This window comes from Streptomyces sp. NPDC002564 (assembly GCF_042889645.1).
Taxonomy (GTDB): Bacteria; Actinomycetota; Actinomycetes; order Streptomycetales; family Streptomycetaceae; genus Streptomyces.
This window is the reverse complement of sequence record NZ_JBIARE010000006.1, coordinates 151,724-170,019: the sequence shown is the minus strand read 5'-3', so window position 1 is coordinate 170,019 and position 18,296 is coordinate 151,724. Positions and strand designations below refer to the sequence as shown.

Below are 18,296 nucleotides of genomic sequence, written 5' to 3'. Positions count from 1 at the left end.
GCGCCCGCCGGTGGCCCAGCACAAGGCCCTGCTGATCGGGGCGAGCGACTATGACGAGCCGCGCATCGACCACCTGCCTTTCGTCCAGGACGACTTGGCGCTGATGCGGGACGTGTTCGCCGAACGCGGCTTCCAGCCACCGGAGATCGTCGAGAGCAAGCGGGGCATCATCCCCAGCGTGATCCACGCGCAGGTCCGCCAGTTCCTGCGGGACGCACGACCCGACGACACGCTGCTGATCGTGCTGAGCGGGCACGGCCACCACTTCGAGGGGCAGGACTACCTGATCCCCGAGGACGCCACGTACGACGTGGAACCGTTCGCCGACTCCTGCGTCGAGATCGGCTGGCGCAAGGAGCTGGAGGAGTGCCGGGCGGCCCACGTCGTCTTCCTCGTGGACGCCTGCCGGGAGGGCATCCAGCGGGATGCCAAGGGCTCTCCGCCGGGTATCCAGCGCTGGTCGCGCCGCAAGGTCGCCGAGAGTCTGCGTCGCAAGGTCGCGTACGTGTACGCGTGCTCGGCGGCCCAGCAGGCACTCTTCGTACGGGAGTCCGAGACGGCGCTCCCCGAAGCCGACACCGGCATCACGCCGGGCGAGTCGTTCAGCCTCTTCTCGCGGGCGGTCTGCGACGTGGTCCGCGCGCACCCGCACGCGATGCGCCTCCAGGAGTTCGCCCTGGAGGTCCAGGCGCGCGTCGAGACGCTGCACCGCGCGTACAAGCGGGACGCCCGCGCCCCGCAGCAGGTCAAGGTGATCAGTGAACTAGGGGCGGGCGAGGCCGACTTCCCCCTCCTTCCGGGACCCGACCGCCGCCGGACCGGGGAACGCCCGTGGGTGCGCTCGGTGACCCGGCACCGCGTATGGCAGCACACGGGCCAGGGACGGGCACGGGACGTCCTGCACGAACTGTGCGGCACGCTGGCGGGCCGGCTCGCCGACGCCTACGAGGCGTCCGCGGCGGTGCTGCGCGACGACCCGTGGCACGACGCAGAGCTGGCCCAGCGCGCCCTGGACCGTCTGGACTTCCTGACCGCCCGGCTCGGTGACGACGCCGAACTGTCCCCCACCGAGGCCGCCCTCGCCGTGCTGCTGCCGCTGGTGGGCCAGACCTTCTGGTGCCAGGAGGCGGAACGGCGCATCGGAGTGTTCACCGAGAACGAGCACGCCCCCGGCCCGGAACACGATCCGCTGCGGAAGTTCGCCCAGGGGTTCCCGCGGGTCAAGCGCAGGCTCCGCGCCCTGGAGCAGGCCGGGGCGGGGGACGAGTCGGTACGCCGGATCCGCTGGTGGCTGTTCCACCGCTGGCTGATCCGGCAGCCCGAGGTGTACGCGGCCGAGTCCCTGAAGGCGCTCGTCGAGGACGTCGCGCACGGCCTCGACCATCCCCGCTGGGTCACGGAGGCACTCGCCGGGCCCCGTCTGATGCGGTTCCTCCAAGAACACCGCGCGGCACCCTGCGCACTGTCCCGGGGCGCTTCCCTGCGGGAGCACGATGCCGTCGCGGCGAGCACGGGCGACGAGCACGAGGTGCGCGAGCCGCTGGTCGCGGCGCTGCACAAGGCCGCCCATGCCATGGCGGTGGACCCCGTCGACCTTCCGGAGATCGTCGTGGAGCACCTCGGCATCTCCGACGACGTCGACCTCACCGCCCTGCGGTCCACGGTCCGGGCGTCGGACTGGCGCACCTCCGGCGCGGGCCGGTCGCTGAACGCCGTCTGCGGCCACCCCGCGGTGCAGATCGCGCTGCGGGAGCACGCCGGACGAGTGGACGGCCTGCTGCGCGACATCAACCGCTCCACGCGCTCCGCGCTGGCCCTGCTCGCGGCCCTGCCGCCGTACGCGGACGGTTCCCGGGTACGGCTCGGCACCAACACGCCCGAGCAGCTCTCCGACGGCATCCGCTTCCAGCTCGCCGAGGACCGCGTCCAGGAGCTCCTGATGGGCGAGGAGCTCTACGGGGAGCGGGACCTGGCGGTCCGCGAGATCTACCAGAACGCGCTGGACGCGGTCCGCTACGCCGACCGCCGCCGGGAGTTCCTGCGCCGCACCGGCCGCCCGGCGCCGCCCTGGGAGGGCCGCATCGAGTTCGTGCAGGGCGTGGACGACGACGGCCGCCCCTACCTGGAGTGCCGGGACAACGGCATCGGCATGGGCGTACGGGAGTTGCGTGACGTCTTCTCGCAGGGCGGGGCGCGGTTCGTCGACCTGCCGGAGTACGTGGAGGAGCAGGCGGCCTGGGCGGAACTGCCGGACCCGAGGATCGAGCTGTACCCCAACTCCCGTTTCGGTATCGGGGTGCTGAGCTACTTCATGCTGGCCGACGAGATCGTCGTCCACACCTGCCGCCTGGGCCGCGACGGCCGCCCCGGCAACCTCCTGAGGGTCTCGATCGCGGGCCCCGGCAACCTGTTCCGGGTCGAGGACCTGGGGCCGGGGACGCAGAGCGGGACGACGGTGCGGCTGCTGCTCACGCAGGGCGAGAAGCCGGTCTCTTGCGTCGAGGTGCTCCGAAAGGTGCTCTGGGTGGCCCCTTACCGGACGACGGCCGAGCACGGGGCCCGCCGTCACACGTGGGAACCGGGTGAGCCTTCGCAGGTGGGGATGGAGCTGGTCCAGGCATCGGGCGGCCAGGGCATCCCGGTGAAGAGGCGCAGCCGTGTCGTGGTGCCGTCGTCCGACCCCGATCTGTGGTGGGTGGACGGCGCGGGCTGGCTCCTTGCGGACGGCGTGTGGGCGGCGCCCCGCGGCGTGCACTCCTTGCACGGCTTCGTGATCAACCTGTACGGCGAGCACCAACCGGAGCTCAGCGTCAGCCGCTCCACCATTCAGGAGTACGAGTGGGACCACATCGAGGAGCGGGTCGCGGCGGCGGCCGACAGTCTCTTCGGCGCCGAGCCGTCCCTGCTGACCGGAGCGTGGCTCGACCGGTTCTGCAACCAGTCGGTGGACTTGGCCGACCACATCGCCGCCCGCGCCCGGGACGGAGACATCCCGTGGGATCTCGGCGACGGGTCGGTGGTGCCCTTCACCGACGTGGGCTTCTTCCCGCCGGACGCCACACTGCTCCCGCTCGTCACGGGCCGCTTCCCGGAACGGGACTCGATGTACGTGGCCTCGTACCTCTGCACCATGCCCCCTGCGGTGCTGCGCTGGCGTCTGCGAGCGCTGTACGGAGCCGGGCTCGGTGTGCCCCTCGCCGAGGGGGCGCCGGACGCCCAGGACCCCTGTGCCCGGCCGTCGGATCTGGCCCTGGTGTCCCTGAACGGATCGTTCCTCTCGTGGGACGAGGACTTCGCGATCTGGCGCCGGGGCCCCGAGGGCGCGGCCCGATCCGGTTTTCAGGCGTCACCGTTCCTGCTCGGGTCCGGCGCCCCCAGCCTCAGCCTGCTCTTTCCCTGGTGGGACGCGGACCGTCCCCTCGGCATCGGCGACGTCTTCATCCGCGTCTTTCACACGGGCCTCTCCGCGGCGGCGGTCGCCGACCGGCTCAGCACGCTCGGCTATCGGGTCGAGCCGCTGGGCGCCTGTGCGGGGGTCCTTCCGGAGGACCTGCCTCTGCTGCGGTCCTTCGACGCGTACTTTCGCTGGCTCGGGCCGGGGAAGCCGCTCACCACGGCCCAGGTCTGTGTGAGCGCGGCACGCGCCGAGTGCTCGACCGCACGGGCCGTCGCGCGGCTGCGTGAACTGGGTTTCACCGTCCCGGCGGTGGTCCCCGACCGCGACGGATGGACGGCGGAGGATCTGGCGGTGATCCGCTGCCTGTGGATGATGCACGACGAGTCGGCACCGCACGGCATGCAGCAGGGGGTGACACCCGCCCAGCTGGCCGTGGTGACCGCCAACTGCGGCCTCCCCGCCCGGCAGACCGCCGACGTGCTCGCCCGGCTCGGCTTCTCGGTGGACCCGCTCCAGACCGAGATCACCGACGACGACCTGGCCCTCATGGACCACGGAGACGCATCCCTCTGGCCCGACCGTCCCGTGCCGTGGGCCTATGTCGTCGCCGTCTCCCGCCGGTACGGCTCCGTGGTGGCCACGGCGGACCGACTGCGGGCCCTCGGCTTCGACGTGCCGCCTCCACGGCCGGTGGACGAGCAACTGTCCTTCGACGACATCGAATTCCTCGGAGTGGTGTTGGACCGCTCACCGGAGGACTCGATCTCCCTGGTCGACATCGCGGATGTGGCACGGGACGCCGGCGTCTCCGCCGCCGAGGCGGCAGCCCGCCTCCGGAGCCTGGGCTACACCTGTAAGCCCGACCCGGCCGCGCTCGCCGCCCTGCGGGAGTCGGACAACGACATCCTGCGGTTCTCCTACAACGTGCCGAACCCTGAGAGCGGCGCGATCCCCCTCGCCGCTCAGTACGCCGTCGCCCTGCACACCGGCAAGTACGGCCCGGAGCTGGCCGACCTGCTCCAGGCTTTGCGCTACCTCGGCTACGACCCCGCCCCCACCACCCCCGAGTGGACCAGGGCACGCAACGCCGAATGGGATCTGACGCGGGCACTCCAGAGCGACACCCCCGACCTGACCCTCGGCGAGTGGAACCACGCCCCCCTCACCCTCACTGCCTTGGTGACCGTCGCCGCCCGTGTCTCCATGCCGTTCCACGACGTGGCCCGCAAGGCGAGCGAGCTGGGGCTGCGCCACGACGCCGAGGGGTGGTTCACCCCCTCCGGGTGATCACTGCAGCGGTCGCAAGAACCTCCGCTCGTAGCGCCTGATACACCCCGTCCGGCGCGCCAGCGCGAACGCCTCCTGGCACTCGGGATCCCTCGTGCTGTCCGTGCGGTACTGCTCGTACGCGGCGAGGCTCGGGAAGGAGAAGAGGGCGTACGCGATGTCGCTGTCGCCCTCGCTCGGCAGGAAGTAGCCGTGGTGCGTGCCGCCGAAGCGGTCGACGAGGCCGACCCAGCGGCGCCCGTACTCCTCGAAGTCGGCGATGCGGTCCGGGTCGATCTCGTACTTCAGGTGAACGGTGATCATGCGCCCGACCTTAAGCGGCCCCGGACCCCGCCCGGCCGCCACCCGCACCCCCTAGGCCGGCCGCCCCTTGGGCCTCCGCAGCCCCGCCCCCGTGAGCCTGCGCACCAGTTCCTTGGAGCCGATCTCCACCGCGCCCGCGCGCACCGCGTCGTCGTAGCGGTGCGCGGGCACGTCGTAGTGGTCGCGTTCGAAGGCGCGCGGCGGGCAGCCGATTCCCGCCGCGAAGGCGTGCAGCTCGTCGAAGGAGACGTCGCTGACCAGGTGGGACCACATGCGGCCGTGGCCCGGCCAGGTCGGCGGGTCTATGTAGACCGTCACGTCAGCCCGCCCACCGGCGCGACCACGACGCCCGCCTTGCCGCACACCCAGTGCGGGTCCGGGCCCAACTCCGGTTCCACGTCGAGCGCGTGGGGGTCGCCCGAGCCGCAGACGGGGCACAGCGGCCACCGCCCGTAGCGTTCGAGGAGGTCGTCCTGGACGTCCTGGGCGACGAGCCCGGCGACGTAGTCGACGCCCTCCGGCCACTGCTCCACCCACCAGCGGCGGTGCGCCACCGCCTTCTCGACCATCGAGACGACCTCGGCCTCGGCCACCTCACGGGCGGCGAGGTCGGCGAGGACCAGTGCGCGGGCGGCGTGCAACGCCTGCTCCAGGGGGTCGATCGTGTCCATGCAGCCATTGTCACCCCGTGCGCCCGCCGCCCCGCGGCCCGCCGGGCGCCGGGGACTGCCCGTGGGCCTTTGGTCACGGCCGGTACGGGGACCAAAGGGGTCTTGACCGGTCACCCGTCCGAAAATATCTTTCAGATGTGACCCATGATGTGAAGGAAATTTTCGCGGGGGCCGCCCCGCCCGCCCCCGCCGCCCTCGCGGCCAAGGTGCGCACCCTCGCGCCGTCGATGACCCGCTCCATGCAGCGCGTCGCCGAGGCCGTCGCCGGGGACCCCGCGGGATGCGCCGCCCTCACGGTCACCGGCCTCGCCGAGCTCACCGGCACCAGCGAGGCGACGGTGGTCCGCACCGCCCGCCTGCTCGGCTACCCCGGCTACCGTGACCTGCGCCTGGCCCTCGCCGGCCTCGCCGCCCAGCAGCAGTCGGGCCGGGCCCCCGCCGTCACCGCCGACATCGCCGTCGACGACCCGATCGCCGACGTCGTCGCCAAGCTGGCCTACGACGAGCAGCAGACCCTCGCCGACACCGCCGCCGGGCTCGACACCGTGCAGCTCGGCGCCGCCGTCGCCGCCCTGGCCGCCGCCCGCCGGGTGGAGATCTACGGCGTCGCCGCCTCCGGGCTCGTCGCCCAGGACCTCGCCCAGAAGCTGCTCCGCATCGGGCACATCGCGCACGCGCACTCCGACCCGCACCTGGCCGTCACCACCGCGGTGACGCTGCGCGCCAAGGACGTCGCCATCGCGATCACCCACTCCGGCTCCACGGGCGACGTCATCGAACCCCTCCGGGTCGCCTTCGAGCACGGCGCCACGACGATCGCGATCACCGGCAGGCCCACGGCGGCCGTCTCCCAGTACGCCGACCACATACTGACCACCTCCACCGCCCGGGAGAGCGAGCTGCGGCCCGCCGCGATGTCGTCCCGCACGAGCCAGCTCCTCGTCGTGGACTGCCTCTTCGTGGGCGTCGCCCAGCGCACGTACGAGACGGCCGCGCCCGCGCTCGCCGCCTCCTACGAGGCGCTGGCCCACCGCCACAACCCGCGCGGCGGCAGCCGCTGACGCCCGCCCCTCCCCGATACACCCCCCGCCCCCACCGCCGACCCCTCACCGCACCGGACACGAAAGAGCCGCAGACGCCATGACCTCCACCACCGACGCCATCCCCTCCCGGCCCGGGGACTCCGACGACTCCCGGCCCGGGGACTCCGACACCTACGGGGAACTCCGCGCCCAGCTGGCCACCCTCACCACCGAGGCGTTCCGCCCCGAGCTCTCCGAGATCGACCGGCTGCCCACGGCGGAGATCGCGCGGATCATGAACGCCGAGGACGCCACCGTCCCGGCCGCCGTCGCCGAGCAGCTGCCCCGCATCGCCGCGGCCATCGACGGCACCGCCGAGCGCATGGCCCGCGGCGGCCGGCTGATCTACGCGGGCGCGGGCACCGCGGGCCGGCTCGGGGTGCTGGACGCCTCCGAGTGCCCGCCGACCTTCAACACCGACCCGAGCGAGGTCGTCGGGCTCATCGCGGGCGGCCCCAGCGCCATGGTCACGGCGGTCGAGGGCGCGGAGGACAGCAAGGAACTCGCCGCCGAGGACCTGGACGCCCTCAAGCTGACCGCGGACGACGTCGTCGTCGGCATCTCCGCCTCCGGCCGCACCCCGTACGCGATCGGCGCCGTCGAGCATGCGCGGGAGCGCTGCGGCGCGCTCACCATCGGCCTGTCCTGCAACGCGGACAGCGCGCTCGCGGCCGCGGCCGACCACGGCATCGAGGTCGTGGTGGGCCCCGAACTCCTCACCGGTTCCACCCGGTTGAAGGCGGGCACGGCACAGAAGCTCGTGCTCAACATGCTGTCGACGATCACCATGATCCGGCTCGGCAAGACCTACGGAAACCTGATGGTGGACGTGCGCGCGTCGAACGAGAAGCTGCGCGCCCGCTCCCGCCGCATCGTCGCCCTCGCCACCGGCGCCGGGGACGACGAGATCGAGGCGGCGCTCGCCGCCACCGACGGGGAGGTGAAGAACGCCATCCTCACCATCCTCGGGCAGGTCGAAGGACCCGCCGCGGCCGAGCTGCTCGCCGCGTCCGACGGCCACCTCCGCGTGGCCCTGGACCGCCACCGCGGTGAGCGGGCCCACACCGAGGACGGCCTCGAAACCACCACCCACACCGAAAACACCCCTCGCACCACCACCAACCACACCGAAGACACCCCCCGCACCACCTGACCCCTCCAGCACAGCGCCACCCGCACAGCAAGGCACCGCACCATGGCACCTGACAAGAACCGCGCCACCGCCGCCGCGATCCTCCCCCTCGTCGGCGGCGCCCAGAACGTCACGTCCGTAGCCCACTGCATGACCCGGCTCCGCCTGGGTCTGGCCGACCGTTCGCTCGTCGACGACGACGCGCTGAAGGCCCTGCCCTCCGTGATGGGCGTGGTCGAGGACGAGACCTACCAGATCGTGCTCGGCCCGGGCACGGTCGCCCGGGTCACCCCGGAGTTCGAGGCCATGGTGGCGGAGGGGCGCACCGAAGCCCCGGCCGAACACACCCTGACGGCCGAGGAGTTGGCGGCCCAGGGCGCGGCGATCAAGGAGGCGCGGAAGGCGAAGAACGCGACGCCGTTCAAGCTCTTCCTGCGCCGCATCGCGAACATCTTCGTGCCGCTGATCCCCGCCCTGATCGGCTGCGGCATCATCGCGGGCATCAACGGCCTGCTGGTCAACCTGGAGTGGCTGCCGGGCATCACCCCGGCGCTCGCCGCCATCGCCTCCGGCTTCATGGCGCTCATCGCGGTGTTCGTCGGCTTCAACACGGCCAAGGAGTTCGGCGGTACGCCGATCCTGGGCGGCGCGGTCGCGGCGATCATCGTGTACGCGGGGGTCGCGAACATCGAGGCGTTCGGCCAGAAGCTCTCCCCGGGCCAGGGCGGCGTCCTCGGCGCGCTCGGCGCGGCGGTCCTCGCCACGTACGTCGAGAAGTGGTGCAGGAAGTGGGTGCCGGAGGCGGTGGACGTGCTCGTCACCCCGACGCTGACCGTCCTGGTCTCCGGCCTGGTCACGATCTTCGGCCTGATGTTCCTCGCGGGCGAGGTCTCCACGGGCATCGGCACGGCGGCGAACTGGCTGCTGGACAACACGGGCGCCTTCGCGGGCCTGGTCCTGGGCGGCCTGTTCCTGCCGCTGGTCATGCTGGGCCTGCACCAGGCGCTGATCCCCATCCACACCACCCTCATCGAGCAGCAGGGCTTCACGGTGCTGCTGCCCATCCTGGCGATGGCGGGCGCGGGCCAGGTGGGCTGCGCGATCGCGGTCTACCGGCGCCTCAAGCACAACACGTCGATCCGCCGCACCATCAAGTCCGCTCTCCCGGCAGGGTTCCTGGGCGTCGGCGAACCGCTCATCTACGGTGTCTCGCTCCCCCTCGGCCGCCCCTTCGTGACGGCGTGCGTGGGCGGCGCGGCGGGCGGCGCGTTCATCGGGTTCTTCTCGATGATCGGCGACAAGGTCGGCTCCACGGCGATCGGCCCGTCCGGCTGGGCGCTGTTCCCGCTGCTCGACGGCAACAAGGGGCTCGGCCTGACGGTCCTCATCTACGGCGGCGGCCTGCTCGTCGGCTACCTGGTGGGCTTCTTCGCCACGTACTTCTTCGGCTTCAGCAAGCAGATGCTGGTCGAGCTCGACGCGGACGTCGACGCGGGCGAGTCCCCCGCGGCCCGCGCGGAGGCGGAGCCGGTGCCTGCGGGCGGCGAGCCGACGAAGGCGCCGGCGACGGTCTGACGCCCGCACCTCTCGTACGCCCTCTCGTACGCGCGATCCCTCACGGGCACGGGTGCGGTACGCGGGAACGCGTCCCACGGCCGCTAGGCGACCGACTCCCAGTCGGCCGGGTGGCCCACGTGGTGACTGCGCTCCTCGTGCCGCACCCGTTTCTGCCGGAACCGGGCGAGGGCCCAGGCACCGGCGCTGAGCGGCAGGGCGGCCCACAGCAGGTAGAGCCCGAGCCGGTGGTCGTCGACGCCCAACACGGCGGACCCGGCCGTGAGGCTCATGGCGAGGGCGAGGTGCAGACACAGCAGCCGCCCGGTGTGGCGGGCCGCTGCGTCGGCTCTGTTCGTGGGCACCGTGGGACTCCTGGCGGCCGATCGGTAGTGACAGGACAGGAGTGGGGGGAAGGGCGGAGCATGTGGGGTTGTGTTCACGGTTGCCCATATTGGGCGCAGCGATACACGAGCATTCGTGCCATTCGGTAAATCCGCCCAATACGGGGCGAGTTGCCACCCAAACCGATCCATATCGCGATGAAGTCGGACACCGGATTGGTTCAGACCTGGCTCAAAATAACCGAAGTGACCCCCGGCCCACCCTCCCCGGATCACGCACCGAAGCTTTTCGGTCACTCTGGCGGCAAAAGCAGTTCCGCTGAGCGCAACAACCCCCACGAAACCGCCCCCCATGCGGGGTAAGTCCGCCTTGCACCCCCACCGAGGAGGGGCCGATTCCGGGCCGTATGGCATATGCGTTCCGGGGCACGGCGGCCCGTCTGCGCCCGTTGAGTGGAAAGTTGGGCGCTCCTCGTGACCACCGGAGGGGCACCGCCGGAGATTTCACCGAAGGACACTTCTGATGCGCGAGAAAGCGAGCCGACGCCATGGTGGTGGGTCCGATTGTCATGGCACTGGCGGGTGCCGTATGCGTCCTCATCGGGATTTACGCTTCCCGTGCACAGGGGAAGATGGTGGCCGACAGGGCAGGTGAGGCCAACGCCGGCGTCACGCGGAACGTGACGCGCATCGTCTGGGTGGCGATCGGAGTCGTCTTCATCCTGGTGGCGGCCGTCGGCGCCATCGCCGGAATCGCCAAGTAGCGACCGCAGGGCTTCGCCTCATCGGCCTTCAGCGTCTTCAGCGCGGACGCCGTGCGGGTGCGTCGGAGTGGCCACCTGACGGGTACGTGGAGGTGTGACAGCGTCCCCGCGCATCGATGGGAGGCAGGCGGAATTGAGCAGACACTCGGTCATGGGTGAATCAGCGCGCCCGAAGCCACCGGCGAGCCACAACGCTCTTGAGAAACACGGAGGGTCCTGATGGCGGCCGGGTCGCCGACGGTGAAGATGCTTCGGGACGCGGTCGGCGTGGGGATCACCATCTGTGTACTGGTGGTCGTCCTGTGCCTGCTCCTCGGGAAGCCCTTCCCCTACGTCCTCGCCTCCGCGATCTCCACCTTCCTCTTCTGGTTCGCGGTCCAATTCCTCTTCGACTACGCGAGGTTCAGGATCTCGTCCCGGCGTCGCCGGAGCTGACGGAACGGCCCGCCCGCCCCTGGCTACGGGTGTGTGTCTGTGACGGCGATGACCTCGTCGAGGTGGGCCAGGGCGGTTCGGAGGGTGTCGATCTTGGTCTGGATGCGTTCGCGCTCCGTGCGGAGCATGGCCCGCTGCTCGGCGTCCGTGTGGCCGGAGTCCCAGCACGGCATGAGTTCGCCGATCCGTCGGCTGGTGAGGCCCGCGGCGTACATCTGCTGGAAGAAGCGGACCAGGGCGATCGCGTCCTGCCGGTACAGGCGCTGGCCCGACGGGCTGCGCTCCGCCACGAGCAGCCCCTGCTGCTCGTAATAGCGCACGGCACGCACCGAGACGCCCGCACCCCGCGCCACCTCGCCGATCCGCATCATTCGCGCGCCCGCGTCCGCGCCCGCGTCCGCCGTGACAGTCATGGTGACTCCTCTCCCCCCCCCGGCCCCGGCGCCCGCCCTTGCCCCTGACGCCAACGTCAGGTTTTAGCGTACCGGCCATGGACATCAACAACTCCGTCGCCCTTGTCACCGGAGCCAACCGCGGCCTGGGCCGCGCCTTCGCCCAGCGCCTGCTCGAACGGGGCGCCCGCAAGGTCTACGCAACGGCCCGCCGACCGGAGACCGTGGACCTTCCCGGGGTCGAGGTACTGCCCCTCGACATCACCGATCCCGCATCCGTGCGGGCCGCCGCCGAGGCCGCCCCGGACGTCTCGCTGCTCGTCAACAACGCGGGAGTCAGCACGGGCACCGACCTCGTGACCGGTCCGCTGGCCGCCGTACGGCACGAACTGGAGACCAACCTGTTCGGCCACCTGGCCATGGTCAGGGAATTCGCACCGGCGCTCGCCGGGAACGGCGGCGGCGCGATCGTCAACGTCCTCTCCGCCATGTCGTGGTTCGGAGGCAAGGGCGCGGGCGCCTACCACCTCACCAAGGCCGCCGCCTGGGCCATGACCAACGGCGTCCGCCTGGAGCTCGCCGACCAGGGCACCCTCGTCACCGCGGTCCACCTCGGCCTCGCCGACACCGACATGGCCGCGGGCTGGCCCGTGGCCAAGCTCGCCCCGTCGGACCTGGCCGACGCGGCACTCGACGGCGTCGAGGCGGGCTCCGCCGAGGTCCTCGCCGACCAGTGGAGCCGGGACGTCAAGTCCCGACTGCCGCTGGCCCCCGAGGAGTTCAACGCCGCGATGGACCGCGCCCTGGCGGCACTCGTCGCCACCTGAGGATCCCTCGCGCGAGCCGGGCGCCTCCCCCGCGGGGGGCGCCCGGCCGCGGCCCGCTCACGTCGGGCGGGTCTGCGCCCTGCGGTTCAGGTCCCGGACCTTCTCCCGCAGGACGTCACCCGGCGGCGCGTCCCCCACCGAATCCGGCGGGCAGTCCCACTCCCGGCCCCCGCCCACCGGCCTGAGCTGCACGAGTCCCCCCTCGCAGCCCATCACCTGCCCCACGCTGCCGTCCCGGTAGTCCACGGCGTACGTCCCCGCCTCCGGCACATACGGGTCCTCGCTCATCGCGCCCCCTCCAGCACCGTCGCCAGCCGCAGCGCCGTGTCCACGTTGCAGCGCCCCAACTCCACCAGCGGCAGCGCGCCCTCGCCCGCGGCGGTCAGCGGGTCCACCCGCAGCGACGGCAGCGTGACCCCGGCCCTCGTCAGGCCCGCCCTCAACTGCCGTACGGCTTCCTCCGCCGCCCTGAACCGTTCCTCCGCCGTCAGCGCCATGAACTCCGCCCTTCGTACTCGGTGTTGCCTTTCGCTCACCCAGAGTGGCCGCCCCTGCGTAGTCTGAAAAGCGCTGGTGACCCAACAACGCGGCGTGTTCAGCCCGGGAGTCGTCCATGACCCGACCCAAGGACCTCGACCCCTCCTCCAACCCCCGCGCCCTCCTCGGCGCGGAACTCCGTCACGCACGGGAACGGGCCGGCCTCAGCCAGGAGGCCCTGGGGGCGCCCCTCTTCGTCAGTGGTTCCTTCATCGGTCAACTGGAGGCGGGCACGCGCCGCATGCACGTGGAGTACGCGGCGCATTTCGATGAGGTGCTGGGGACGGGGGGCTTCTTCGCCCGCAATTGCCAGGCCGTCGCCAAGTCCAAGTACCCCGACCACTTCGCCGAGGCAGCGGAGGCGGAGGCGGCTGCCATTGCGATTCGGCAGTACGCGATGTTGCTGATCCCTGGGCTGTTGCAGACCCGGTTGTACGCGGAGCAGGTGTTCCGCGCCTACCATCCGACGGCCACGCAGGAAGCAATCGACTCCGACGTGGCCGCCCGCCTCGAACGTGCCCACCTCCTGGATGACCCAACAACGCCGCTGTTGTGGGCTGTGCTTGACGAGGCCGCACTCAGACGGAGGGTAGGCGGGGGCGCGGTGATGGCGGAGGCGTTACGTCACGTGGCAGGACTCGCACACAGGCACCGCATCATCGTGCAGGTGCTGCCTTTCAGGGCGGGGGCGCACGCGTCAATGGCAGGAACACTGAAACTCATGGAGTTCGCGGACGCCCCACCGCTCTGCTTCGTCGAGGGCCCCGACATGGGAAAGCTGCAGGACGACCCGGCCACCGTCGCCCGCCACACCTTGATGCTCAACCTCCTCCAGGCTGCCGCGCTGTCACCGAAGGAATCCCTGGCTCTGATCGATTCAGTGGCGCAGGATTACGAGCATGGAGAACAGCACCCGTGAGTACGAAGGCGACCTGGGCTCAGCCCTCTGGCGCAAGTCGACGCACAGCGGCGGAAGCGGCAGCGACTGCCTCGAAGTGCTCGACGGGCACCCGGACGTCACCCCCGTCCGCGACTCCAAGAACCCCCGGGGCCCCCGCATCCCCTTCCGCACCGCGGCCTGGTCCGCGTTCGTCGCGCACCTCAAGGAGAGCTGAGCCTCACTCCGGGAGCAGGTGGGACACCAGACCCCGGGCCCACTCGGGGGTGAGCGGCTCGTCGGTGAAGACGGCCCGGTAGTAGAGGGGAGCGAGCAGCCCGTCCGTGGTGCGCTCCAGCGCCGGCGGCCGCCCACCCCTGCCCCGCTCCCGTTCGAGCACCGCTTCGAGCTGCTGCTGACGCTCCCCGCGGCACGCGGCCGCGCCCTGCTCCCCGCCGATGCCGATCGTGGCGCGCACCAGCGCGAGCGTGTCCGGGTCGCAGAGGTCCTTCGCGAGGTCGCACGCGTAGCGCTCCAGGTCGCCGCGGAGGCTCCCCGTGTCCGGCACCACGATGTCGCCGGTGAAGCGGCTGCTCGCGACGTCGGCGAGGAGGTCGCCGACCGTGCCCCAGCGCCGGTAGATCGTCGTCGCGTGCACGTCGGCGCGCGCGGCCACGACCGGGATCGTCAGCTGTTCGCCCAGGTCGTCGGCGACCAGGTCCCGGACGGCGCGATGCACGGCCGCGCGCACCCGGGCGGAGCGCCCGCCCGGCCGGCGCCCGGCCTGCGGGGCGGAGGAAGCAGTGGTGGACACCCGCCCAGTATCGCACTGATCACTGCGTCAATACTGCAGCGATCGCTGCGTTTGTGTTAGCGTCGAGCCACTAACGCACAGATCACTGCGAGACGTGGGACTGACATGTCCGTTGACTCTGCCGTATCCGCGATACCTCCCCCCTGCCCGACGCCCCAGGCGCCCCAGGCGCCGCAAGCGCCCCAGGAATCACAAGCACCACGGCCGTCGTCGATGTCGTCGACACGGTCCCGGCGGACCGCCTTCCCCGGCGCCGCCGCCATCTTCGTCGCCTTCCTCGCGGCGTCCAGCGTGCCCTCGCCGCTCTACGCCCTCTACCAGCAGCAATGGCACTTCGCTGCCTGGGTGTTGACCGTCGTCTTCGCCCTGTACGTCGTCGGCCTGCTCGGTTCGCTGCTCGTCGTCGGCGCGCTGTCGGACCACCTCGGCCGCCGCCCGGTCCTCGGCGCCGCCATCGCGCTGGAGACGCTCGCGCTGGTCCTGTTCCTCACCGCGGGAAACGTGACCGTCCTGGCCGCCGCCCGCGTCCTGCAGGGCATCGCCACCGGCGCGGCGACGACCACCCTGAGCGCCACCCTCGTCGACCTCGAACCGCCGCACGCACGGGGCCGCGCAGGCGTCATCACCTCGGTGGCCCCCCTGAGCGGACTCGCCCTCGGCGCCCTCGGCTCCGGGGCACTGGTGGAGTTCGGCCCCGCCCCGACACGGCTGGTCTACGGGCTGCTGCTCGCCGCGATGGGGGCGGCGGCGGTGGTGACCGTACTGCTGCCGGAGACCTCGCCGCGCAGGCCCGGCGCCGTCGCCTCGCTGCGGCCACGCGCCGCGCTGCCCGCCCACCTGCGCGCGGACATCGTCCCGGTGGTGCCGGTGATGGTCGCGGGCTGGGCGCTGGCCGGGCTGTTCCTCTCCCTCGGCCCGTCCGTGGCGGGCCAGTTGCTCGGGTTGCACAGCCGCCTCGTCGGCGGGATCGTCGTGACGCTGCTGGCGGGCACCGGGGCGCTCACGGTCGCCGTCCTGCGCGCCCGGTCCGCCGCCTCGCTGCTCGCGCCCGCCTCCGCGGTGCTCGGGCTCGGCGTCCTCACCGCGCTCGTCGGCACCCTGGCGGACCTCGTGTGGCTCGCCGCCGCGGGCACCGTCGTGGCGGGCGCCGGCTTCGGCGCCTCGGTCCTCGCGACGTTCGGCACCTTCGCCCGGATCGCCGGACCGCACGAGCGCAGCGCGGTGTTCGTCTCCGCGAACATCTTCAGCTACCTCGGCAACAGCGTGCCCGCCGTGCTCGGCGGCATCGCCGTCACCACCCTGGGCCTGCGGACCGCCACCGAGATCTACGCGGGGACCATCGTGGCGGTCGTCGCCGCCGCCTTCCTCCTGCAACTGCGCCGACTCCGCTCCCGGCGCGCCTAGTTCACCCGGGCCGGGCGCCCCCGCGGGCCGCATGCCGAAGGCGCCCCCGCGGCCTCGTACCGAAGACCTCGTGCCGAAAGCATCCCGACGAAAGAAGGAAACGCCGTGACACCCGTCGACCCGACGACCCGCACCGTCCGCCGGTCGGACCACACCACCATCCGGTACACCGCCACCGGCCCCGCCGACGGTCCCGCCCTGGTCCTGATCCACGGGTGGGGCTGCGACCGCGGGGACTTCGGCGCGGTCACCGGCCATCTGCCCGACGACCGGCGGGTCCTGGCCGTCGACCTCGCCGAGCACGGCGCGTCCCGCTCGACGCGGGACGTGTGGACCATCGAGGAGTTCGGGCGCGACGTGGCGGCGGTGCTCGACGCCGAGGCGGTGACCGCCGCCGTCGTCGCCGGGCACTCCCTCGGGGCCGCCGTCGCCGTCGAGGTCGGCCGCCTGCTCCCCGGCACGGTCACCCACGTCGTCGCGCTGGACGGGCTGCACTACCTGGGCCTGTTCCCCGCCCAGGACGAGCGGCGGACCGCCGCCGCCATCGGCAGGTTCCGCGACGACTTCCCGGCGGCGGTGCGCGGCCTCGTCGAAGGCGGCTCGCCCACCGGGACCGATCCCGCGCTCAAGGACGCGTACGTCGCGAGGATGGGCGCGGTGCGGCAGCCCGCGGGCACCCGGGCCATCGAGGGCCTGGTGCGCTGGGACATGGACGCGGCGCTGCGCGGGACGAAGCAGCCGATCACCGTGTACGCGGTGCGCGACCTGATCGCGCAGGAGGCGATCGACCGCTACGGCGACCGCTTCACGATCGTGCCCGTCGACCTGGGCAGCCACCACTTCCCGGTGGAGGCCCCGCGGGAGACGGCACGCCTGCTGGCCGGCATCGGAGGCTGACGGCCCCGTCGCCTTCGCGACAGAGTTGGCGGCCGGCGCCGCGCCCCGGACCCGCCGCGGAATGGCCGACGCGCCGTCCCCCGTACGCGAAGCCCGCCCGGACACCCCAGGCCACGGCGGCCGACCCCACCCGTCACAGCCGGGCACGGCCGAAGTGCCCCTGTCCGAAAGGGTCCCGGCAGCCGCGGCGGCTGCCCAAGGATGGCAGCGGACGTCATGTCCACCCGCATGCCATCGCACCGGTACGACCGGAGGGGACCCACATGACCGAGTCCGAAGAACCCACCTGGCCCGCGGACGAGCAGATCGCCGAGGCGCTGGGCAGCGCCGCCCGCATCACCCTCGCGCCGGGGCCGAGGCAGGCGCGGGAGGCGCCGGCCGGAGCCCCCGCGCCGGACGAGGAGTGGACGCTGCCGGGCGGCACCGCCTGGGTGTACCTCGCCGACCGGGACCGGGGCCTGACCCGCCCGGTGATCCTCGCCGACGGGTTCAACTCGGGGCCCAGCGACCTGGACTTCTCCTGGGAGATCCTGGAGCGCGGACCGTACCCGTTCCTGAGCGAACTGCGCACGCGGGGCCGGGACGTCGTCCTGCTCGGGTTCGACGAGCGCAGCGCGTCGATCCTGGAGAACGCCGAGGTCGCCAGGTCCGCGATCCTGGAGGCCATCGCGCGGCGCAGGGGCGAACACCCGCTGGCGGTGGGCGGGTTCAGCATGGGCGGGCTCGTCACGCGGTACGCGCTGGCCAAGATGGAGCACGACGGCGGCACGGAGAACGACCACCAGACCGAGCTGTACTTCTCGTACGACAGCCCGCACCGCGGCGCCTGGATCCCCGTCGCGCTGCAGTCGTTCGCGCACTACATCCGCAAGCTCAACGCGGCCTTCTCGAACCAGATGAACAGCCCGGCCGCGCGCCAACTGCTGTGGCAGCACATCAGCGAATGGGGCGACACCCCGGAGACCGACAAGGAGCGCGGCACGTTCCTCGCCGAGCTGGACCGGGTCGGCGGCTGGCCGTCGCGGCCGAAGCGGATCGGCGTCGCCAACGGCGTGCGGATCGGCGAGAGCAACGGCATCCGGCCCGGCGACCGCGCCTTCCACGGCAAGGGCCTGGCAATCACCGGCACCCACCTGTACACGCAGTCCGCGGGCGAGGACCAACTCGTGGCGCAGTTGCGTGTGGTGACGCTGCGCCGGCCGCGGATCCGCACCTCGGGACTGCCGGAGATCGACGGCGCCCCCGGCGGCACCCTGGAGGGCTTCGGCATCCTCGCCGACGAGCTGAACAAGATCCCCGCGCTGATCGGTCTCGGCGCCGCGGCGGAGATCCGCGCCCACTGCTTCGTGCCGACGGTCAGCGCGATCGCCCTGCGCGACATCGACACCCACGAGAAGCTGTACGGGCCGGTGACGGCCGCCGCCGAGGAGGAGAGCGAACTCGACGAGTTCCTGTGCGCCTCGCGGAACGAGGGCCACACCCTGGTCACCGAGGAACTCTGCACCTGGATCGCGGACCGGCTGCCGTAGCCGGACACCGGGCACGGCGCACGTCCCGCCGCCCCAGGGGGTGTCCCCGC

General features: G+C 72.2%; 20 protein-coding genes. 12 read left to right on the top strand and 8 right to left on the bottom strand.

The window, feature by feature from the left end; translation table 11 throughout:
* The first annotated feature begins 10 nt into the window (after positions 1 to 10).
* Positions 11 to 4,684, top strand: a complete 4,674-nt coding sequence (locus tag ACFYXE_RS22435; RefSeq protein WP_389314935.1) for a caspase family protein — start codon at positions 11 to 13, stop codon at positions 4,682 to 4,684.
* Here ACFYXE_RS22435 and ACFYXE_RS22430 read toward each other — a convergent pair whose 3' ends face one another.
* The 3 genes from ACFYXE_RS22430 to ACFYXE_RS22420 are packed head-to-tail and all read right to left on the bottom strand — an operon-like array spanning position 4,685 to position 5,658.
* Positions 4,685 to 4,987: an NIPSNAP family protein gene (locus tag ACFYXE_RS22430; protein ID WP_389314933.1), complete on the bottom strand. Its 303-nt coding sequence runs from the start codon at positions 4,985 to 4,987 to the stop codon at positions 4,685 to 4,687. It abuts the gene before it with no gap.
* Between the two features lie 51 nt (positions 4,988 to 5,038).
* The gene (locus ACFYXE_RS22425) at positions 5,039 to 5,305 is read right to left on the bottom strand and encodes a DUF4031 domain-containing protein (protein ID WP_389314931.1); all 267 of its coding nucleotides are present in this window, start codon (positions 5,303 to 5,305) and stop codon (positions 5,039 to 5,041) included.
* Positions 5,302 to 5,658, bottom strand: coding sequence for a hypothetical protein (locus ACFYXE_RS22420; protein WP_361173360.1), 357 nt, complete (start codon positions 5,656 to 5,658; stop codon positions 5,302 to 5,304). The genes ACFYXE_RS22425 and ACFYXE_RS22420 overlap by 4 nt, the downstream gene beginning before the upstream one ends.
* A gap of 137 nt (positions 5,659 to 5,795) precedes the next feature.
* On the opposite strand from ACFYXE_RS22420, the gene ACFYXE_RS22415 reads away from it, so the two are divergent.
* The 3 genes from ACFYXE_RS22415 (at position 5,796) to ACFYXE_RS22405 (ending at position 9,447) form a co-directional block, all read left to right on the top strand.
* Positions 5,796 to 6,719: a MurR/RpiR family transcriptional regulator gene (locus ACFYXE_RS22415; RefSeq protein WP_389314928.1), complete on the top strand. Its 924-nt coding sequence runs from the start codon at positions 5,796 to 5,798 to the stop codon at positions 6,717 to 6,719.
* Positions 6,720 to 6,798: 79 nt separating this feature from the next.
* A complete protein-coding gene (murQ, locus tag ACFYXE_RS22410; protein ID WP_389314926.1) occupies positions 6,799 to 7,893 on the top strand; it encodes an N-acetylmuramic acid 6-phosphate etherase in 1,095 nt (364 codons plus the stop codon).
* 42 nt (positions 7,894 to 7,935) lie between these two features.
* Positions 7,936 to 9,447, top strand: a complete 1,512-nt coding sequence (locus tag ACFYXE_RS22405; RefSeq protein ID WP_389314924.1) for a PTS transporter subunit EIIC — start codon at positions 7,936 to 7,938, stop codon at positions 9,445 to 9,447.
* An 83-nt stretch (positions 9,448 to 9,530) separates the two neighbouring features.
* Here ACFYXE_RS22405 and ACFYXE_RS22400 read toward each other — a convergent pair whose 3' ends face one another.
* Complete coding sequence (locus ACFYXE_RS22400) at positions 9,531 to 9,791, bottom strand: hypothetical protein (RefSeq protein ID WP_389314922.1); 261 nt, start codon at positions 9,789 to 9,791, stop codon at positions 9,531 to 9,533.
* Between the two features lie 614 nt (positions 9,792 to 10,405).
* Between ACFYXE_RS22400 and ACFYXE_RS22395 the strand changes: the two genes are divergently transcribed.
* Complete coding sequence (locus tag ACFYXE_RS22395; protein WP_389314920.1) at positions 10,406 to 10,534, top strand: hypothetical protein; 129 nt, start codon at positions 10,406 to 10,408, stop codon at positions 10,532 to 10,534.
* A gap of 219 nt (positions 10,535 to 10,753) precedes the next feature.
* Positions 10,754 to 10,969 carry a hypothetical protein gene (locus tag ACFYXE_RS22390; RefSeq protein ID WP_389314918.1) on the top strand — a complete coding sequence of 72 codons (216 nt, stop codon included), beginning with the start codon at positions 10,754 to 10,756 and terminating at the stop codon, positions 10,967 to 10,969.
* 23 nt (positions 10,970 to 10,992) lie between these two features.
* On the opposite strand, the gene ACFYXE_RS22385 is transcribed toward ACFYXE_RS22390, so the two are convergent.
* The gene (locus ACFYXE_RS22385; RefSeq protein WP_389314916.1) at positions 10,993 to 11,382 is read right to left on the bottom strand and encodes a MerR family transcriptional regulator; all 390 of its coding nucleotides are present in this window, start codon (positions 11,380 to 11,382) and stop codon (positions 10,993 to 10,995) included.
* Positions 11,383 to 11,459: 77 nt separating this feature from the next.
* On the opposite strand from ACFYXE_RS22385, the gene ACFYXE_RS22380 reads away from it, so the two are divergent.
* Positions 11,460 to 12,188: an SDR family oxidoreductase gene (locus tag ACFYXE_RS22380; protein ID WP_389314914.1), complete on the top strand. Its 729-nt coding sequence runs from the start codon at positions 11,460 to 11,462 to the stop codon at positions 12,186 to 12,188.
* Positions 12,189 to 12,245: 57 nt separating this feature from the next.
* Here ACFYXE_RS22380 and ACFYXE_RS22375 read toward each other — a convergent pair whose 3' ends face one another.
* Both ACFYXE_RS22375 and ACFYXE_RS22370 read right to left on the bottom strand, forming a co-directional pair.
* On the bottom strand, positions 12,246 to 12,476 hold the full coding sequence (locus ACFYXE_RS22375) for a hypothetical protein (protein ID WP_361173380.1): 231 nt from the start codon (positions 12,474 to 12,476) through the stop codon (positions 12,246 to 12,248).
* Positions 12,473 to 12,685, bottom strand: coding sequence for a hypothetical protein (locus ACFYXE_RS22370; RefSeq protein WP_389314911.1), 213 nt, complete (start codon positions 12,683 to 12,685; stop codon positions 12,473 to 12,475). Before ACFYXE_RS22370 ends, ACFYXE_RS22375 begins: the two co-directional genes overlap by 4 nt.
* Before the next feature lie 116 nt (positions 12,686 to 12,801).
* Here ACFYXE_RS22370 and ACFYXE_RS22365 point away from each other — a divergent pair, with 116 nt between their 5' ends.
* Positions 12,802 to 13,644, top strand: a complete 843-nt coding sequence (locus ACFYXE_RS22365; protein ID WP_389314909.1) for a helix-turn-helix domain-containing protein — start codon at positions 12,802 to 12,804, stop codon at positions 13,642 to 13,644.
* Positions 13,625 to 13,840 carry a DUF397 domain-containing protein gene (locus ACFYXE_RS22360; RefSeq protein ID WP_389314907.1) on the top strand — a complete coding sequence of 72 codons (216 nt, stop codon included), beginning with the start codon at positions 13,625 to 13,627 and terminating at the stop codon, positions 13,838 to 13,840. The genes ACFYXE_RS22365 and ACFYXE_RS22360 overlap by 20 nt, the downstream gene beginning before the upstream one ends.
* A gap of 3 nt (positions 13,841 to 13,843) precedes the next feature.
* On the opposite strand, the gene ACFYXE_RS22355 is transcribed toward ACFYXE_RS22360, so the two are convergent.
* Complete coding sequence (locus tag ACFYXE_RS22355; RefSeq protein WP_389314905.1) at positions 13,844 to 14,416, bottom strand: TetR-like C-terminal domain-containing protein; 573 nt, start codon at positions 14,414 to 14,416, stop codon at positions 13,844 to 13,846.
* 213 nt (positions 14,417 to 14,629) lie between these two features.
* Here ACFYXE_RS22355 and ACFYXE_RS22350 point away from each other — a divergent pair, with 213 nt between their 5' ends.
* The 3 genes from ACFYXE_RS22350 (at position 14,630) to ACFYXE_RS22340 (ending at position 18,246) form a co-directional block, all read left to right on the top strand.
* A complete protein-coding gene (locus tag ACFYXE_RS22350; RefSeq protein ID WP_389314903.1) occupies positions 14,630 to 15,820 on the top strand; it encodes an MFS transporter in 1,191 nt (396 codons plus the stop codon).
* A 105-nt stretch (positions 15,821 to 15,925) separates the two neighbouring features.
* A complete protein-coding gene (locus ACFYXE_RS22345) occupies positions 15,926 to 16,717 on the top strand; it encodes an alpha/beta fold hydrolase (RefSeq protein WP_389314901.1) in 792 nt (263 codons plus the stop codon).
* Between the two features lie 263 nt (positions 16,718 to 16,980).
* The gene (locus tag ACFYXE_RS22340) at positions 16,981 to 18,246 is read left to right on the top strand and encodes an esterase/lipase family protein (protein ID WP_389314899.1); all 1,266 of its coding nucleotides are present in this window, start codon (positions 16,981 to 16,983) and stop codon (positions 18,244 to 18,246) included.
* Positions 18,247 to 18,296: the final 50 nt, after the last annotated feature.

Coding starts and splice junctions, on each gene's coding strand:
- ACFYXE_RS22430 (WP_389314933.1), bottom strand. CDS start 4,987: ATGATCACCGTTCACCTGAAGTACGAGATCGACCCGGACCGCATCGCC.
- ACFYXE_RS22420 (WP_361173360.1), bottom strand. CDS start 5,658: ATGGACACGATCGACCCCCTGGAGCAGGCGTTGCACGCCGCCCGCGCA.
- murQ (WP_389314926.1), top strand. CDS start 6,799: ATGACCTCCACCACCGACGCCATCCCCTCCCGGCCCGGGGACTCCGAC.
- ACFYXE_RS22405 (WP_389314924.1), top strand. CDS start 7,936: ATGGCACCTGACAAGAACCGCGCCACCGCCGCCGCGATCCTCCCCCTC.
- ACFYXE_RS22390 (WP_389314918.1), top strand. CDS start 10,754: ATGGCGGCCGGGTCGCCGACGGTGAAGATGCTTCGGGACGCGGTCGGC.
- ACFYXE_RS22385 (WP_389314916.1), bottom strand. CDS start 11,382: ATGACTGTCACGGCGGACGCGGGCGCGGACGCGGGCGCGCGAATGATG.
- ACFYXE_RS22380 (WP_389314914.1), top strand. CDS start 11,460: ATGGACATCAACAACTCCGTCGCCCTTGTCACCGGAGCCAACCGCGGC.
- ACFYXE_RS22375 (WP_361173380.1), bottom strand. CDS start 12,476: ATGAGCGAGGACCCGTATGTGCCGGAGGCGGGGACGTACGCCGTGGAC.
- ACFYXE_RS22370 (WP_389314911.1), bottom strand. CDS start 12,685: ATGGCGCTGACGGCGGAGGAACGGTTCAGGGCGGCGGAGGAAGCCGTA.
- ACFYXE_RS22365 (WP_389314909.1), top strand. CDS start 12,802: ATGACCCGACCCAAGGACCTCGACCCCTCCTCCAACCCCCGCGCCCTC.
- ACFYXE_RS22360 (WP_389314907.1), top strand. CDS start 13,625: ATGGAGAACAGCACCCGTGAGTACGAAGGCGACCTGGGCTCAGCCCTC.
- ACFYXE_RS22350 (WP_389314903.1), top strand. CDS start 14,630: ATGTCGTCGACACGGTCCCGGCGGACCGCCTTCCCCGGCGCCGCCGCC.
- ACFYXE_RS22340 (WP_389314899.1), top strand. CDS start 16,981: ATGACCGAGTCCGAAGAACCCACCTGGCCCGCGGACGAGCAGATCGCC.